This is a genomic window from Chromobacterium sp. Panama, from assembly GCF_003052555.1.
GTDB lineage: Bacteria > Pseudomonadota > Gammaproteobacteria > Burkholderiales > Chromobacteriaceae > Chromobacterium.
Genome location: NZ_QARX01000001.1, coordinates 3,570,521 through 3,586,779, shown reverse-complemented (window position 1 = coordinate 3,586,779; position 16,259 = coordinate 3,570,521). Strand labels below are relative to the sequence as shown.

The following is a 16,259-nucleotide window of genomic DNA, read 5'->3' as shown; positions in this document are numbered from 1 at the left end:
GAGCCGCATCCTGGCCGGCTGCGTGAACTAAGGAATGCTCGCGATGGCTGATTTCACCGATTTTCATGTTGCCGATATCAATCTGTCCGCCTGGGGCCGCAAGGAACTGGCGATTGCCGAAACAGAAATGCCGGGCCTGATGGCCTTGCGCGACGAGCACCGGCACAGCCAGCCGCTGCGCGGCGCGCGCATCGCCGGCAGTCTGCACATGACGATCCAGACCGGGGTCTTGATCGAGACCCTGGTGGCGCTGGGCGCGGAAGTGCGCTGGGCCTCTTGCAATATCTTCTCCACCCAGGACCACGCCGCCGCCGCCATCGCCGCGGCCGGCATTCCGGTATTCGCCTTCAAGGGCGAGAGCCTGGACGAATACTGGGAGTTCAGTCACAAAATCTTCGAATGGCCGGAGCAGGAGCCCGCCAATATGATTCTGGACGACGGCGGCGACGCCACCTTGCTGCTGATGCTGGGCAGCAAGGCGGAAAGCGATCGCGGCGCGATCAGCCACCCGTCCAACGAGGAAGAGACCGCGCTGTTCGCCGCCATCGCCCGTTATCTGGAAAAAGACCCGCAGTGGTATTCCAAGCGGCTCAAGCACATCAAGGGCGTGACCGAGGAAACCACCACCGGCGTGCACCGGCTCTATCAGCTGGAGAAGGAGGGGCGTTTGCCGTTCCCGGCCTTCAACGTCAACGACTCGGTGACCAAGTCCAAGTTCGACAACCTCTACGGCTGCCGCGAATCGCTGGTGGACGGCATCAAGCGCGCCACCGACGTGATGGTGGCCGGCAAGGTGGCGGTGGTGCTGGGCTACGGCGACGTGGGCAAGGGCTGCGCGCAGAGCTTGCGCGGCCTGGGCGCCACGGTGTGGGTGACCGAGGTGGACCCGATCTGCGCGTTGCAGGCGGCGATGGAAGGCTATCGCGTGGTGCGCATGGACGAAGTGGCCGACCAGGCCGACATCTTCGTCACCGCCACCGGCAATGTCGGCGTGATCACCCACGAACATATGAAGAAGATGCGCAACAACGCCATCGTCTGCAATATCGGCCATTTCGACAGCGAGATCGAAGTCGCCAGCCTGCGCCAGTACCAGTGGGACAATATCAAGCCGCAGGTGGACCACATCATTTTCCCTGACGGCAAGCGAGTGATCCTGTTGGCCGAGGGCCGGCTGGTCAACCTGGGTTGCGCCACAGGCCACCCCAGCTTCGTGATGTCCAACTCCTTCACCAACCAGGTGCTGGCTCAGGTGGAAATCTTCGCCAACGGCCTGCAATACGGCAAACAGGTGTATGTCTTGCCCAAGCATCTGGACGAGAAGGTGGCGCGCCTGCACCTGGGCCGCATCGGCGCCAGGCTGACCGAGCTGTCCGACGAACAGGCCGCCTACATCAGCGTGCCCAAGCAAGGTCCATATAAGCCGGATCACTATCGTTATTGATTTTTATAACGATAGAAAAACGGACAGGGCTATTAGAATGGTGCTGTCCGTTTTTTCTTGTCCGCTGCTGCGGATCGCGGCCAACCTATAAAAACAAAGGAGTCTCCCGCAGGGAGATGCAGAGAGATCATGACAGCACAGAGCCGAACCTTCAGTTTCGAATTCTTTCCGCCCAAAACGCCGGAAGGCATCGCCAAGCTGCGCACCACGCGCCAGCAGCTGGCCCAGTTCAAGCCGCAGTTCTTTTCCGTCACCTTCGGCGCCGGCGGCACCACCCGCGACGGCACGCTGGCGACGGTGCTGGAAATCCGCAGCGAAGGCCACGCCGCCGCGCCGCACCTGTCCTGCATCGGCTCCACCCGCGAGAATATCGGCGCCATCCTCAAGGAATACCGCAACAACGGCATCCGCCACATCGTCGCGCTGCGCGGCGACATCCCGTCCGGCATGGTGGCGGCCGGCGAATTCCGCTACGCCAACGAGTTGGTCGAATTCATTCGCGCCGAGCACGGCGACCATTTCCACATCGAGGTGGCCGCCTATCCGGAGTTCCATCCGCAGGCGCGCTCGGCCGAGGACGACATCGGCAACTTCGTGCGCAAGGTCCACGCCGGAGCCAATTCGGCGATGACCCAGTACTTTTTCAACGCCGACGCCTATTTCCGCTTCGTCGACGAGGTACAGGGCCGGGGAGTGAATATTCCCATCGTGCCGGGCATCATGCCGATCTCCAATTTCGGGCAACTGTGTCGTTTTTCCGACATGTGCGGCGCGGAAGTGCCGCGTTGGCTGCGCCAGCGCATGCAGGCCTATTACGACGACAGCGCGTCCATCCGCGCGCTGGGCCTGGACGTGGTGACCGAGTTGTGCGATCGCTTATTGCAGCACGGCGCGCCGGGTCTGCACTTCTACACGCTGAATCAGGCCGGCTTGGTGTCCACCATTTGGCAGCGGCTAGGTTTGTAAATCAGGACGTGTTCCCATGCAAAACGGCCCGGTATTCCGGGCCGTTCTTTTTCAAATCCGTATGCGGCTCGGGGCCGCGCCGCCTTAAAGACCACGCAGCTGGCCGAGCGGCAGCGAGGTGGTCCGCTTGATCTCCTTGAGCACGAAGCTGGACTTCACATCCGCGACACCGGGGTGTTGCAATAGCTCGTCCATCACGAAGCGCGAAAAGTGCTCCATGTCCTCGAAGTACACCTGCAGCAGATAGTCCATCTCGCCGGTCATCGCAAAGCAATTGATGACCTCCTGCCAGCTTTGCACCGATTCGATGAAGCTTTGCAGATGCGCGTTGCCGCGTTTCTCCAGTGTGACCCTGACCCAGGCTTGCAGGCCCAGGCCGATGCGGGCCGGGTCCAGCAGCGCCACGTATTGGCGGATCACGCCGGATTCCTCCAGCTGCTTTAGGCGACGCAGGCAAGGGGATGGAGACAGGGCCACCCGTTCTGCTAATTCCACATTGGTTAAGCGGCCGTCGTGTTGCAGTTCGGCCAGAATACGCAAGTCTGTCTTATCTAATGTAAGACTTGGCATGTTTTCTCCTAAAAGAGGCAAAATATTAGTGTTTTATACTTAGTTATTACTGGTTTCTTGGTATTTAGCAAGAAAATTGCCCCGTAGTTTCCATAGAATAAAAAGCCTAAAAACGCATTCTACACACGGCGCTAAAAAAGCACCGGGGTTTGTCGAGTGAATAAGACGGCGGAGATAAGATTCACATTCTGAGGAGAAGCTTGTCGTTCGTCGCGGCAAGTCAAACCAGCGCGCGGCAAGCGCCTTTCTCCTCATTCAGTCTTTTCCCTTCCGACTTTTCCACGCGAAGCCAAATGCGTTGCACAGGGCTTTTTACAACATGTCATGACAAGACTATCACAAGACATGTCATCAAAAGCTACTGTTACTTGTTTATAAACAAGCTTGTTGCGCGGAATACCAGATCAAGTCGCCGGTTCAGAGCGGCGCCACGCTCCGCTCGCCGCCCAGCGGCCGCACACTCATCTACAACAGGAGAAACAGATGAAAATGGAAACCATACTGCAAAACCCCCTGGCCACCGACGGCTTTGAATTTGTCGAATACACCGCGCCCAGCGCCGAAGGCCTGGCCAAACTGAAGGCCTTGTTTCTGTCGCTGGGTTTCAGCGAAGTGGCGCGCCACCGCAGCAAGAACGTCAGCCTGTTCCGCCAGGGCGACATCAATTTCATCTTGAACGGCGAGTCGTCGCAGCCGGCCAATGATTTCGGCCACGAGCACGGCCCGTCGGCTTGTGCGATGGCGTGGCGCGTCAAGGACGCGGCCAAGGCCTATGAATACGCGCTGGCCCACGGCGCCAAGAAGTACGAGCGCCCGATCGGCTTCATGGAGCTGAATATTCCTGCGGTGGAGGGGATTGGCGGCTCGGCACTGTATTTCGTCGATCGCTACGGTCCGGAACACAGCATCTACGACGTGGACTTCCAGCCGCTGGACGGCGTAGACCAGCATCCGCAAGGCGTGGGCCTGTATGAGATCGATCACCTGACCCACAATGTGTTCCGCGGCAATATGGCCAAGTGGGCGGGTTTCTACACCGATATCGCCAACTTCCGCGAAATCCGTTACTTCGACATCGAGGGCAAGCTCACCGGCCTGGTGTCCCAGGCGATGACCAGCCCCTGCGGCAAAATCCGCATCCCGATCAACGAATCCTCCGACGACAAGAGCCAGATCGAGGAATTCCTGCGCGAATACCATGGCGAGGGCATTCAGCACATCGCGCTGACCACCCGCGACATCTACCGCACCGTGGAAACGCTGAAAGCCGCCGGCACCCGCTTCCTCGACACCCCGGACACCTATTATGAAAAAGTGGACGAGCGGGTGCCGGGCCACGGCGAAGACCTGGCGCGCCTGCACAAAAACCACATCCTGGTGGACGGCGCGCCGGTGGACGGCGCCGGCATCCTGCTGCAGATCTTCACCGAGACCGTGATCGGGCCGATCTTCTTCGAGATCATCCAGCGCAAGGGCAACGAGGGCTTTGGCGAGGGCAACTTCCGCGCCCTGTTCGAGTCGATCGAAGAGGATCAGATCCGCCGCGGCGTCATCTAAAGCCCGCAGTTCATCGATGCCATCCCGCCGCCCAGGCGGCGGGATTGAAGGACACACCATGCGTAAATGGATTCAGTACCCCCACCGCGAAGGCACCGTCTCGCGCCAGGCCCACGCCGATTTCCCGGACACGGCCATCTATGAGCGCGAAGTGGGCCGCAGCGGTTTTTTCGGTCCCGCCACTCATTTGCACCACAAGCATCCGCCCACCGGCTGGAGCGCCTGGGAAGGCCCGTTGCGCCCGCGCGCCTTTGATCTGAACGAACTGCCCAAGAGCGTCGCCGCGCCCTGGGCCGCGCCGCTGGTGCTGCACAACGCGCAATGCAAGCTGCGCATCTGGAGCGTGGAGCAGGCGATGACCCAGCTGTTCCGCAACGGCGACGGCGACGACATGCTGTTCATCCACGCCGGCAGCGGCGAGCTGTTCTGCGATTACGGCCACCTGAGCTACCGCGACGGCGACTACATCCTGATGCCGCGCTCCACCAGCTGGCGCATCGAACCGGCCGCGCCCACCACCATGCTGTTGATCGAAGCCAGCAACGGCGCCTACCAGTTGCCGGACAAGGGCCTGGTGGGACCGCACGCCATCTTCGACGAGGCGATGCTGGACGTGCCGTCCATCGACGACGCCTTCCGCGCGCAGCAGACCGAGGACGAGTGGCAAGTAGTGATCAAACGCCGCGGCGCGCTGTCCACCGTGACTTACCCGTTCAATCCGCTGGACGCGATAGGCTGGCACGGCAACCACTCCGTCGCCCGCATCAACTGGCGCGACATCCGGCCGCTGATGAGCCATCGCTACCATCTGCCGCCATCGGCGCACACCACCTTCGTCGCCGACGGCTTTGTGATCTGCACCTTCGTGCCGCGGCCGATCGAATCCGATCCCGGCGCTTTGAAGGTCCCGTTCTATCACAACAACGACGATTACGACGAAGTGATCTTCTATCACGCCGGCGACTTCTTCAGCCGCGACAACATCAAGCCCGGCATGCTGACCTTCCACCCGGCGGGCTTCACTCACGGGCCGCATCCCAAGGCCTTCGCCAAGGCCATGACGGAGCCCAAGACCTTCACCGACGAAGTGGCGGTGATGATAGACACGCGGGACGCCTTGGAGCAGGGGCCGCAGATGCCGGCGGTGGAGTGGACACAGTATGTGGACAGCTGGAAACCCAAGCCCTGATTGTTTGGGTGCATTTCTACTGCGCAGGCTGATCTCGAAACTGTGATGCTCGCGGTACCATTTGTAGCGCTGCGCTTCTCGTTTCGACCTCAGCCCGCTCGCGACGAAATGCTCCTCAAACGAAGCTTTCATGTCATACCAGTATCACTGGAATTTCAGCTGCCCAGCTGCAGAAAGAATAGAAGATGAAACTCGCCACATATCAGAATCAAACCCGCGACGGCCAGTTGTTGGTCGTCAGCCGCGACCTGTCCCGCGCGGTGGCGGTGCCGCAGATCGCCGCCAGTCTGCAACAGGCGCTGGACGGCTGGGACGCGCTGGCGCCGCGGCTGCAGGAAGTCTACGCCGCGCTGAACGCGGGCGAGGTGCCGGGCGCTTTCCCGTTCGAGCCGCAGCGCTGCCACAGTCCGCTGCCGCGCGCCTATCAATGGGCGGACGGCAGCGCCTATCTGAACCATGTCGAGCTGGTGCGCAAGGCGCGCGGCGCCGAGGTGCCGGCCAGCTTTTACCATGACCCGCTGATGTACCAGGGCGGCTCCGACGCCTTCCTGCCGCCGCTGGCGCCCATCCCGCTGCGCGACGAGGCCTGGGGCCTGGACTTCGAGGGCGAGGTGGCGGTGATCACCGGCGACGTGCCGCTGGGCGCGGACGCCGACGCCTGCGCGGGCCAGATCCGCCTGCTGATGCTGGTCAACGACGTCAGCCTGCGCAATCTGATCCCCAACGAGCTGGCCAAGGGCTTCGGCTTCTTCCAGAGCAAGCCGGCCACGGCTTTCTCGCCGGTGGCGGTGAGCCCGGACGAACTGGGCGCCGCCTGGCGCGACGGCAAGGCGCACCTGCCGCTGCTGGTGGAATACAACGGCGCGCCTTACGGCCGTCCCAACGCCGGCGTGGAAATGCAGTTCAGCTTCCCGCAACTGGTGGCGCACGTGGCCAAGACCCGCGAGCTGGCCGCCGGCTCCATCATCGGCTCCGGCACCGTGTCCAATCACGACCGCAGCGTCGGCTCCTGCTGCCTGGCGGAACAGCGGATGATAGAAACCATCGAGAACGGCGCGCCGACGACTCCGTTCATGAAAGTGGGCGACCGCGTGCGCATCGAGATGAAGGACGCCGCCGGCGCCAGCGTCTTCGGCGCCATCGAGCAGACGGTGGTGAAACATGGTTGAGCGCGTGCTCTACGGTTATTTCCGTTCCAGCGCCGCTTACCGGGTGCGCATCGCGCTGAATCTCAAGGGGCTGGATTACCGCTATCAAGCGGTCAATCTGCTCAAGGGCGAGCAGCGCAGCCCCGAGTATCTGGCTATCAACCCGCAGGGCTTGGTGCCGCTGCTGGACGACGGCGGGGTCAAGGTCGCGCAGTCCCTGGCCATTTGCGAATACCTGGACGAGGCCTATCCGGATACGCCGCGGCTGTTGCCGTCCGCTCCGGCGGCGCGGGCGCAGGTCCGCGCGCTGGCCCTGGCCATCGCCGCCGACATCCATCCCTTGCAGAACACTCGAGTCGGCAAGTATCTGCAGACCGAGTACGGCAAGGACGAAGAGGGCAAGGCGGCGTGGATACGGCACTGGATTCGCACCGGCTTCGACGCGCTGGAGCAAGCGCTGGCGGAATCGCCCAGCCGTTACGCGGCGGGCGAGCAGCCGACGCTGGCCGATGTCTGCCTGCTGCCGCAGGTGTTCAGCGCCCGGCGTTTCGGCCTGGACCTGAGCGCGTATCCGCACATCGTCCGCGTTGCGGACGCGCTGGAGCAACTGCCGGCTTTCGCCGACGCGCATCCATCCCGTCAGCCGGACGCGATCTAAGTCTTTGATCCGGCGGGCCGGTCGTTTCAGACGGCCCGCCCGCCTGCTTTTCCCGCGCCGCCGCGGTTCGTTTTTTTGCAATTATTCCTTGACTCTGAATTCGTCCTCTGATTAAATGCGTGGCTCTGACGGCGCGACAGCGCAGCAGTGATGGCCAGTTAGCTCAGTTGGTAGAGCAGCGGATTGAAAATCCGCGTGTCCGTGGTTCGATTCCGCGACTGGCCACCATCACCGCCTTAGCTTCAGCACCCGTCGGCCAGTTAGCTCAGTTGGTAGAGCAGCGGATTGAAAATCCGCGTGTCCGTGGTTCGATTCCGCGACTGGCCACCAGATACCTGAAAAGCCGAACTCGATGAGTTCGGCTTTTTGCATTGCGGCGCCGGACGCCTGTCCTGTCGCCGGTTTTGGGGGGCGTGCCATAATGAGGCCATGAAACCGCTGCCGCCTCTTTATACCCTGATCGCTTTTGAAGCTGTGGCCCGGCTCTCCAGTTTTACCCAGGCCGCCGGTGAACTGAATCTGTCGCAAGGCGCGGTCAGCCGTCAGCTGCAGTTACTGGAGGACTATCTGGGGTGCAAGTTGCTGCAGCGGGGCACCCGCAAGGTGGAATTGACTCCGGCCGGCGAACAATATCTGAGCGAAGTCCGCTCCGCCCTGGAGCAATTGGCCGGCGCCACCGCCAGTCTGATGCATTGGCAGCAAGACAAGCAGGTGACGGTGGCCTGTTCCACCGCGCTCGCCTCCTTGTGGCTCATGCCCAATCTCTCCGCCTTCCGCCAAGCTCAGCCCGACCTCTCAATCCGCATTCTGGCCAACGATAATATTCAAGAGTTGCAGGCATTCGAATTCGACCTCGGCGTTTACTATTTCCGTCAGCCTCCCAAGGACGCCGATGCGGTGGCCTTGTTCGATGAGCACATGTACGCGGTTTGCAGCCCGGGCTATTTGCCGGCCGGTCCGGCCCAGCCAGCGGCTTTGTTGGACGAGACGCTGATCACCATGGATGGCGGTCAGCGCGACTGGTTCAACTGGCCGCAGTGGTTTGCCGCCCAAAACATCGCCTGGAGGCCGGCCGCCAGACAATTGAGCGTGACCAACCACCATTTGGCAGTGCAGGCGGCGCTGGCCGGGCAGGGGGTGGCGCTGGCCTGGGGGCATCTGATCGACAGCTATCTGGCCAGCGGAGCGCTGGTGATGGCGTCGGACGCCAAGGTGACGATGAGCGGCGCTTTTTACTTGTTGCTGCCGGAACGGAGGCGGCCCAAGCCGGCCACCAGATTGTTCGCGGATTGGCTGGCCTCGCTGGCGGTGATGCGGCGGTGACATCGGATGGTGGCCTCACGCCTGCAAGATGGCGATCACACGGCTTGATTGATGAGCTGAAAACATAAATCTATCTAAAACTATCGTTTGTCCCGGCTTGGGTTTATCGCCGACACTGGTTTGGCCTGGGTAATAGCTCAGGCTTGCCTGCAAGCCGCGCCGGCATCAGAACCGCCGCCCCGGGGGCGACAGCGGCGGCAGGCTCCATCAAGGAGACAAACCATGCGTAGCCATCATCGCATCCGGCCCCTGGTGTTCTGGCCCACCTTTTTGCTGCTGTTGGCGGCCTTGCTGCTCAGCTATCTTGACCTGTCGGTCTTTCTCCGTCTGGCCGGCGCAGCCAATAAATGGATACTGGGCCATTTTTCCTGGCTATTCAGCCTAGCCAGTTTCAGCCTGTTGTTGACCTGTGTCTGGGTCTATTGCTCGCCGATAGGCAAGCTGCGCATCGGCGGTGCGGACGCCTTGCCCTTATTGGGCCGCAAGCGCTGGTTCGCCGTCACCTTGATGACCACGATGGCGGTTGGGGTACTGTTCTGGACCTCGGCCGAGCCGATCTACCACCTGTACTACCCGCCGGCGGCGTATGGCCTGCGCGCCGGTAGCGCCGAGGCCGCCAGTTTTGCCATGTCGGCCATGTTTCTGCACTGGACATTCACCCCTTACGCCATTTACACCGTGCCGGCCCTGCTGTTCGGCTTGGTGTTTTACAACCTCAAGCTGCCGTTCTCGGTAGGCAGCATGTTGCGGCCCTTGCTGGGACGCTGGGTGGGCGGCCGCAGCGGGCAATTGATCGACGCCCTGGCTTTGTACTCTCTGGTGGCCGGCATGGCGTCCAGCCTGGGCACCGGCGCGCTGGCGCTGGTGGGCGGCATCAACCAGTATCTGCCCCTGCCTGCCAGCCCGTTCAGCATCGGCCTGGTGATTGCCTGCATTGTCGTGACCTTTGTCTGCTCGGCGCTTAGCGGCTTGCAACGCGGGCTGAGCTGGTTGTCCAGCGTCAATACCTGGGTTTTGCTGGGGCTGGCCGGGTTTTTGCTGATTTTTGGGCCGACTACTTTCATCCTGGCGTTTGGCCTGGAGTCGTTTGGCAACTATTTGAACCAGTTCTTTCGGTTAAGCCTGTCCACCGGCGCGGCCAGCCAGGATGGTTGGGCGGGCTCCTGGACCATTTTCTATTGGGCGGTATGGTTTGCCTGGGCGCCGATCAGCGCCATGTTTCTGGGCAAGATCTCCCGCGGTTACACCGTGCGGGAGGTGATCGTGATGAATTTGCTGCTGCCGGCCGGCTTCACCGCCTTGTGGATCATGATTTTCAGCGGCACGGCCCTCTCCATTGATTTGGGCCAGGCCGGCCTGCTCAAAGGCGTGCTGGAGAGCCAAGGAGTGGAGAATGTGCTGTACACCATCATCCGCCAGATGCCCTTGAGCGAACTGATGGTGGCCATGGTGGTGTTCATCGCCTTCCTCAACTATGTCACTGCGGCGGACAGCAATACCGACGCTATCAGCAATCTGTGCACCGCCGGTTTTTCCTCAGACAGCGCCGAAAAAGCGGGCATGGGCATGAAAGTGGTGTGGGGCGGGGTGATCGGCGTGGTGTCTTGGGTGATGACCAGTTACGCCGGCGGCGTCGATGGCGTCAAAATGATGTCCAATCTCGGTGGTTTGCCGGCCTTGCTCATCATCATGGGCTGCATGCTGTCGCTTATCGCCTTGGTGCGTTCCGGCAAGCTGACATGTCCGCCTTCCGACGCGCCCGTAGTCGTCAAGGAGACGCGATCATGAAAACCGTCACTCAGCTGCCGCGGGCCATTCGCGAAGTGGAGCACTTCACCATCACGCTGGCTGACGGCTGCCAATTGGCCGCGCGGATGTGGCTGCCGATGGACGCCGAAGCCAGCCCGGTGCCGGCGATTCTGGAATACCTGCCTTACCGCAAGCGCGACGGCACGGCCGTGCGCGACCAACTGACTCACCCGTACTTCGCCGGCCACGGTTATGCATGCCTTCGGGTGGACATGAGGGGCTGCGGCGAGTCCGATGGCGACTTCGTCGATGAATACCTGCAACAGGAACAGGACGATGCGCTGGAGGTGATTGCCTGGATCGCCGCGCAAGCATGGTGCAGCGGCAAGGTCGGCATGATGGGCATCTCCTGGGGCGGCTTCAATAGCCTGCAAGTGGCGGCCCGCCAACCGGAGGCCTTGAAGGCCATCATCACGCTATGCTCCACCGACCATCGCTACGCCGACGACATCCACTATAAGGGTGGTGCGCTATTGCTGGAAAACCTGGGCTGGGCCGGCACCATGTTCAGCTATTGCGCCGCCGCGCCCGATCCGCTGTTGGTGGGCGAGGCCTGGCGGGAGCGTTGGCTGCAACGCTTGGAGCGGATGCCCCTGCTGCTCAAAACCTGGCTGAGCCATCAGACCGATGACGACTATTGGCGGCATGGTTCCATCTGCGCCGATTACAGCAGCATCAAGGCCGCCGTTTACGCGGTGGGCGGTTGGGGCGACGCCTATCACAACGCCGTCGGCCGGATGATGCGGCATCTGAGCTGCCCGAAAAAAGCGCTGATCGGTCCGTGGGCCCATAAGTATCCGCACTTCGCGGTACCGGATCCGGCTATCGGTTTTTTGCAGGAAGCGCTGCGCTGGTGGGACTACTGGCTGAAGGATATCGACACCGGCGTCATGGCGGAAGACCCGGTCACCCTGTATCTGCAAGACGCGGCGCCGCCGCGGGCCAGTTATGCCACACGTCCGGGCGTCTGGCTGCGCGACCCGGCCTGGCCCAGCCCGCTTGTTCAGCGAAGGGAGTGGGGGCTGAACGCCGCGGGCGAGCTGCGGCCGGACATGGCCGGCGAGGGGGAGGCCGCGATTCGTTCGCCGCTGACCACCGGCGCCGCCTGCGGCGAATACTGCGTGATCTGGCTGGGGCCGGAGTTCCCGCTGGATCAGCGTCGCGACGACGCCGGCTCGCTGGTGTTCGACAGCCCTGCGTTGGAGCGGGAGCTGCCGCTGTTGGGCGCGCCGACGCTGCGGCTGCGGCTGAAGTGCGACAGCCCCAGCGGTCAACTGGCGGTGCGGCTCAACGATGTGGCGCCGGATGGCGCGGTTACCCGCATCAGTTACGGGGTGCTGAACCTGGCGCTGCGCGACGGTTATCAACAGCGGCGGGCGGTCAGGCCGGACGAGTGGATGGATATCCGGCTGCAACTGGACGATTGCGGCTACCGTCTTCCGGCGGGCCATCGGCTGCGCTTGAGCGTTTCCAGCGCTTACTTCCCGCTGATCTGGCCGGCGGCGGATCATGCCCGGCTGACATTGGACCTGGCCGGCGCCACGCTCAGCCTGCCGGTGCATGATCTGAGCACCGTGGTGGCGCAGCCCTTTGCCGAGCCGGAAGGCGCGCCGCCGCTGGCGCTGAGTTATTTGCGCTCTCCCGCCAGCAGCCGCGAAATCATCGAGGACGCGATGAGCGGCGAGGTGCGCACCGAGATTCGCGACGACTTCGGCCACTATCGCTTTGACGACCATGGTTTGGAAGTGGCGCAAAGCTGCGAGGAAATTTACCGTATCCGGCCCGATCAGCCTTTATCGGCCAGCGGCGTGGTGAAGTGGAGCTATAGCGCCGGCCGCGGTGATTGGCGGGTCAGGGTGGAGAGCGAGTTGAGGCTGACGGCGGATGCCCATCATTTTCGCATTCAGGCGGAGCAAAGCGCTTGGGAGGGGGAGCAATTGCTGCAACGGCGGGAATGGGACGAATGGGTGCCTCGTCAGGTCCAATAAGGCGGAACACCGCAAGGATGGTGAGCGATGATGTGGTATGACTGGATAGGGCTGATCGGGGTGTTTTTCTATCTCCTGGCCTACAGCCTGCTGCAATGGAGGCTGGTGGACTTGAGCGACTACAGCTATAGCGGCTTCAATCTGATTGGCGCGATGCTGCTGTTGATCTCGCTGTGTTATGCCTTCAACTTGGCTTCATTGCTGGCGCAGGTATTGTGGATCGTCATCAGCTTGGTGGGCATGCGCAAAACCCGCAAGGAGCGCTTGCTGGCCTTGTCGGGCAGGGAGGGGATTTAGGCCGAGTGGGCGGCGGAGGCGTTTTACATGCTGTCCATGGCGACTGGCCACCAGCTACCTGAAAAGCCGAACTCGATGAGTTCGGCTTTTTGCATTGCGGCTTGCTTTCATCTTTCAATATATGATTAAATATAATATATATTGTTATGTTAAGGAGACGAGCATGAGCTTTCATTACCCTGATTTGAGTGCGGAACTGGGCGCGGAGTTGAGCAAGCTGCGCAAGGAAATCCCGGAAACGATGAAAGGTTTCGGCCAGATGAGCCGGGCCGCTCACGCGGACGGCGCCTTGTCGAACCGGACCAAGGAACTGATCGCGCTGGCCATAGGCATCGCCAACCGCTGCCACGGTTGTCTGGCCTTTCATGCCAAGGCGCTGGTGGAGCTGGGCTGCAGCCGCGCTGAATTCATGGAGATGCTGCAAGTGGCCGTCTATATGGGCGGCGGTCCTTCCTTGATGACGGCGGCGGAGGCCTTGCAGGCCTATGAGCAGTTCGGCGGGGAGAGCGCGCCCGACTGATCCCGGTTCGGACCAGAAAGCGCTCGCTCGCATTGATGGGCAGCGCCGCCGGGCGGGCGTATACTGTGCGCTTCTGTTGTCGCGGGAGTTTGATGGTGTATCACTTCATCGCATCCGATCTGGATGGTACCTTGCTGGACCCCAATCACGCGGTGGACGATTTCACCGCCAGCACCTTGCAGGCCCTGCAGGCGCGCGGCGTGCGTTTCGCCATCGCCACCGGCCGTCATTATCTGGACGTGCAGGGCATACGTCAGGCGCTGGGCATCCGCGCTCACCTGATCACGTCCAACGGCGCGCGGGTGCATGATCCCGACGACAAGCTGGTGCATCGCCAGGATATCGATCCCGCCTTGGTGCGCCGGCTGGCGCAGCCGGAGTTCGCCGCCGGCACGGTGCTGAATTTCTATCTGGACGACGCCTGGCTGATCGACCAACCCTGCCAGTATCTACTCAATTTCCACGCCGATTCCGGCCTGCGCTATCAATTGGCCGATCTGGCCGGGCACGGCGGCGAGGGCGTCGGCAAGGTGCTCTACATCGGCGAGCACGCGTATTTGCTGGAGGTGGAGCGCAAGCTGCACCAGGCCTTCGGCGATGAGCTGTACATTACTTTCTCGGCCGACGATTGCCTGGAGGTGATGGCGCCCGGGGTATCCAAGGGCCACGCGCTGGAGCTGGTGTTGTCGGATCTGGGCCTGGACAAGGCGCATTGCCTGGCCTTTGGCGACGGTCAGAACGATATTGAACTGCTGCGCACCGCCGGCCACCCGCGGATGATGGGCAACGCCCAGGCGCGGCTGGCCGAGCAACTGCCGGATGTGCCGCGCATCGGCAGCAACCGCGAAGCCGGCGTGGCGCGCCATCTGCGCGAGTTGTTTGCCTTATAGCCGAGACGGGCCCCGCCAATAAAAAACGCCAGCGCTTGCGCTGGCGTTTTTACGTGGTGCGGATCGTTTCGGTTCGCTCAGCCTTGAAGCGCCTGAGCCAGGCCGGCGGCTTGATCGCCGACGATCAAATGCCAGACGCCGGGCGCCACTTCCAGCATCGCCGCCACGCCGGCCGCGCGGGCCGCGTCCTGATTGAGCAGCGAGCCCTGCTTCAGCTCCACGCGCAAGCGGGTATGGGCGATGGCTTCCACCTTGGCCAGATTGGCCGCGCCGCCCAGCGCCTGGCGCAGCGCCGCGGCCTGGCCTTGATCCGCTGCGGGCGCCGGCGTCGCCGCTTGTGCCGCCGGAGCCGGCGCGCTGGCCGGGGCGTCGATTTCGGCGTCCGCGCCAGCGCCGCGCAGATAGATTTCCATATCGGTTTTCAGGTTTTCCGACTGCGGGCCGAAGATGGCCTGGATGCCGTTGCCCACCACCACCACGCCGGACGCGCCCATGCTCTTGAGCTTGGCCTGGTTGACCTTGGCCGGCTCCCGCACCGCGATGCGCAGGCGGGTGATGCAGGCGTCCAGGCTGCTGATGTTGCTGCGGCCGCCAAAGGCCAGAACCAGTTCGCGCGCGCGCGCGTCTTCGCTGACCACCGCGCCGGCGTCGGCGCTCTCGTCCTCGCGGCCCGGGGTTTTCAGGTTGAACTTGGCGATGACGAAGCGGAACACCCCGTAGTAGATGGCCGCGTAGATCGGGCCGAGGATGAATACGTACCAGGCGTGCTTGGCCTTGTCGCCGATCAGGTTGAACATCAGGAAATCGATGCCGCCCTGGGAGAAGGTGAAGCCCATGTGCATGTCCAGGGTGTTGGCGATGAACTGCGCCGACGCCGCCAGGCAGGCGTGGAGGAGGTAGAGCACCGGCGCCACGAACAGGAAGGAGAATTCGATGGGCTCGGTGATGCCGGTCAAAAAGGAGGTCAGCGCGGCGGAAATCATGATGCCGCCCACCTTGACGCGGTTCTCCGGCTTGGCCGAATGCCAGATGGCGATGGCCGCGGCCGGCAGGCCGAACATCTTGAACAGGAAGGCGCCGGACAGGATGCCCGCGGTCGGATCGCCGGCGAAGAAGCGGTTGATGTCGCCGTGTATCATCTTGCCGCTGATCGCGTCCGGGAAGGCGCCGATTTCAAAGAAGAAGGGCACGTTCCAGATATGGTGCAGGCCGAAGGGCAGCAGCAGCCGTTCTACGAGGCCGTAGACGGTGGCGGCGGTGCGCGGATCGCTGACCGCGGCCCACTGCGAGAAGCTCTTGATGCCGTTGCCTATCGGCGGCCAGATGAAGGACAGCGCCACGCCCAGCGCGATGGCGCTGATGGCGGTGATGATGGGCACGAAGCGCTTGCCGGCGAAGAAGCCCAGGTATTCGGGCAGCTTGATCCGGTAGAAGCGGTTGAACATATAGGCCGCCAGGCCGCCGGCGAGAATGCCGCCGAACACGCCGGTCTGGATGGACGGCAGGCCCATGATGGTGTCGGGCTTGACCCCCATCAGGCCGGCCATCACCCCCAGGGTGACGGTGGTGACCAGATGGCCGATCACGGCGGCGATCGCCGCCACGCCGTCGTTTTCGGTAAAGCCCAGCGCCACGCCGACGGCGAAGATCAGCGGCAGATTGCCAAAGATCACGTCGCCGGAGTTCTTCATCAGCGACAGGATGGCCAGCGCGACGGTGTTCTGGGTGTGGAAATCGGTGGCGCCTATGCCCAGCAGCAGGCCGGCCACCGGCAGCACGGCCACCGGCAGCATCAGCGCTTTGCCGATCTTTTGCAGAAATGCGAATGATTGACTAAACATGGTGGTTCATTCCTTGCTCAACAGCGTAGGAAATAGCGGGCGGCGCATTCGCCGCCCTA

Annotated in this window: 14 protein-coding genes and 2 tRNA genes; 14 read left to right on the top strand and 2 right to left on the bottom strand. The window is 62.4% G+C overall.

All coding sequences use genetic code 11. The features are described from left to right. Positions 1-34: 34 nt before the first annotated feature. Together ahcY and metF are read left to right on the top strand one after the other, a co-directional pair. Positions 35-1,444, top strand: coding sequence for an adenosylhomocysteinase (gene ahcY / locus DB032_RS16235; protein WP_199225919.1), 1,410 nt, complete (start codon positions 35-37; stop codon positions 1,442-1,444). 129 nt (positions 1,445-1,573) lie between these two features. After that, on the top strand, positions 1,574-2,410 hold the full coding sequence (metF, locus tag DB032_RS16230) for a methylenetetrahydrofolate reductase [NAD(P)H] (RefSeq protein WP_107800389.1): 837 nt from the start codon (positions 1,574-1,576) through the stop codon (positions 2,408-2,410). An 84-nt stretch (positions 2,411-2,494) separates the two neighbouring features. On the opposite strand, the gene DB032_RS16225 is transcribed toward metF, so the two are convergent. Then, the gene (locus DB032_RS16225; RefSeq protein WP_107800388.1) at positions 2,495-2,980 is read right to left on the bottom strand and encodes an Lrp/AsnC family transcriptional regulator; all 486 of its coding nucleotides are present in this window, start codon (positions 2,978-2,980) and stop codon (positions 2,495-2,497) included. A gap of 483 nt (positions 2,981-3,463) precedes the next feature. On the opposite strand from DB032_RS16225, the gene hppD reads away from it, so the two are divergent. The 12 genes from hppD to DB032_RS16165 all read left to right on the top strand — a co-directional run bounded on the left by hppD (position 3,464) and on the right by DB032_RS16165 (position 14,359). Further along, on the top strand, positions 3,464-4,537 hold the full coding sequence (gene hppD, locus DB032_RS16220; protein ID WP_107800387.1) for a 4-hydroxyphenylpyruvate dioxygenase: 1,074 nt from the start codon (positions 3,464-3,466) through the stop codon (positions 4,535-4,537). Between the two features lie 58 nt (positions 4,538-4,595). Then, the gene (locus DB032_RS16215; RefSeq protein ID WP_107800386.1) at positions 4,596-5,726 is read left to right on the top strand and encodes a homogentisate 1,2-dioxygenase; all 1,131 of its coding nucleotides are present in this window, start codon (positions 4,596-4,598) and stop codon (positions 5,724-5,726) included. A gap of 185 nt (positions 5,727-5,911) precedes the next feature. Next, positions 5,912-6,895, top strand: coding sequence for a fumarylacetoacetate hydrolase family protein (locus tag DB032_RS16210; RefSeq protein WP_107800385.1), 984 nt, complete (start codon positions 5,912-5,914; stop codon positions 6,893-6,895). Beyond that, a complete protein-coding gene (gene maiA / locus DB032_RS16205) occupies positions 6,888-7,532 on the top strand; it encodes a maleylacetoacetate isomerase (RefSeq protein WP_107800384.1) in 645 nt (214 codons plus the stop codon). Before DB032_RS16210 ends, maiA begins: the two co-directional genes overlap by 8 nt. Positions 7,533-7,684: 152 nt before the next feature. Continuing rightward, positions 7,685-7,760: transfer RNA gene (locus DB032_RS16200), tRNA-Phe, on the top strand. 26 nt (positions 7,761-7,786) lie between these two features. Further along, positions 7,787-7,862: transfer RNA gene (locus DB032_RS16195), tRNA-Phe, on the top strand. A gap of 99 nt (positions 7,863-7,961) precedes the next feature. Next, a complete protein-coding gene (locus tag DB032_RS16190; protein ID WP_107800383.1) occupies positions 7,962-8,855 on the top strand; it encodes a LysR substrate-binding domain-containing protein in 894 nt (297 codons plus the stop codon). Positions 8,856-9,077: 222 nt separating this feature from the next. After that, entirely contained in the window at positions 9,078-10,643 is a 1,566-nt protein-coding gene (locus tag DB032_RS16185; protein WP_107800382.1) for a BCCT family transporter, read from the top strand. Continuing rightward, complete coding sequence (locus DB032_RS16180) at positions 10,640-12,652, top strand: CocE/NonD family hydrolase (protein WP_107800381.1); 2,013 nt, start codon at positions 10,640-10,642, stop codon at positions 12,650-12,652. Before DB032_RS16185 ends, DB032_RS16180 begins: the two co-directional genes overlap by 4 nt. A gap of 27 nt (positions 12,653-12,679) precedes the next feature. Next, positions 12,680-12,949, top strand: coding sequence for a cyclic nucleotide-binding protein (locus tag DB032_RS16175; RefSeq protein ID WP_107800380.1), 270 nt, complete (start codon positions 12,680-12,682; stop codon positions 12,947-12,949). A gap of 163 nt (positions 12,950-13,112) precedes the next feature. Then, on the top strand, positions 13,113-13,469 hold the full coding sequence (locus DB032_RS16170; RefSeq protein WP_107800379.1) for a carboxymuconolactone decarboxylase family protein: 357 nt from the start codon (positions 13,113-13,115) through the stop codon (positions 13,467-13,469). Positions 13,470-13,561: 92 nt separating this feature from the next. After that, the gene (locus DB032_RS16165; protein ID WP_199225918.1) at positions 13,562-14,359 is read left to right on the top strand and encodes a Cof-type HAD-IIB family hydrolase; all 798 of its coding nucleotides are present in this window, start codon (positions 13,562-13,564) and stop codon (positions 14,357-14,359) included. 77 nt (positions 14,360-14,436) lie between these two features. Here DB032_RS16165 and ptsG read toward each other — a convergent pair whose 3' ends face one another. After that, positions 14,437-16,200, bottom strand: coding sequence for a PTS glucose transporter subunit IIBC (gene ptsG, locus DB032_RS16160; RefSeq protein WP_107800378.1), 1,764 nt, complete (start codon positions 16,198-16,200; stop codon positions 14,437-14,439). Between the last annotated feature and the right edge of the window lie 59 nt (positions 16,201-16,259).

Bases quoted from the DNA above. Each gene is read 5' to 3' on its own strand.
- ahcY (WP_199225919.1), top strand. From the start codon at position 35: ATGCTCGCGATGGCTGATTTCACCGATTTTCATGTTGCCGATATCAAT.
- metF (WP_107800389.1), top strand. From the start codon at position 1,574: ATGACAGCACAGAGCCGAACCTTCAGTTTCGAATTCTTTCCGCCCAAA.
- DB032_RS16225 (WP_107800388.1), bottom strand. From the start codon at position 2,980: ATGCCAAGTCTTACATTAGATAAGACAGACTTGCGTATTCTGGCCGAA.
- hppD (WP_107800387.1), top strand. From the start codon at position 3,464: ATGAAAATGGAAACCATACTGCAAAACCCCCTGGCCACCGACGGCTTT.
- DB032_RS16215 (WP_107800386.1), top strand. From the start codon at position 4,596: ATGCGTAAATGGATTCAGTACCCCCACCGCGAAGGCACCGTCTCGCGC.
- DB032_RS16210 (WP_107800385.1), top strand. From the start codon at position 5,912: ATGAAACTCGCCACATATCAGAATCAAACCCGCGACGGCCAGTTGTTG.
- maiA (WP_107800384.1), top strand. From the start codon at position 6,888: ATGGTTGAGCGCGTGCTCTACGGTTATTTCCGTTCCAGCGCCGCTTAC.
- DB032_RS16190 (WP_107800383.1), top strand. From the start codon at position 7,962: ATGAAACCGCTGCCGCCTCTTTATACCCTGATCGCTTTTGAAGCTGTG.
- DB032_RS16185 (WP_107800382.1), top strand. From the start codon at position 9,078: ATGCGTAGCCATCATCGCATCCGGCCCCTGGTGTTCTGGCCCACCTTT.
- DB032_RS16180 (WP_107800381.1), top strand. From the start codon at position 10,640: ATGAAAACCGTCACTCAGCTGCCGCGGGCCATTCGCGAAGTGGAGCAC.
- DB032_RS16175 (WP_107800380.1), top strand. From the start codon at position 12,680: ATGATGTGGTATGACTGGATAGGGCTGATCGGGGTGTTTTTCTATCTC.
- DB032_RS16170 (WP_107800379.1), top strand. From the start codon at position 13,113: ATGAGCTTTCATTACCCTGATTTGAGTGCGGAACTGGGCGCGGAGTTG.
- DB032_RS16165 (WP_199225918.1), top strand. From the start codon at position 13,562: ATGGTGTATCACTTCATCGCATCCGATCTGGATGGTACCTTGCTGGAC.
- ptsG (WP_107800378.1), bottom strand. From the start codon at position 16,200: ATGTTTAGTCAATCATTCGCATTTCTGCAAAAGATCGGCAAAGCGCTG.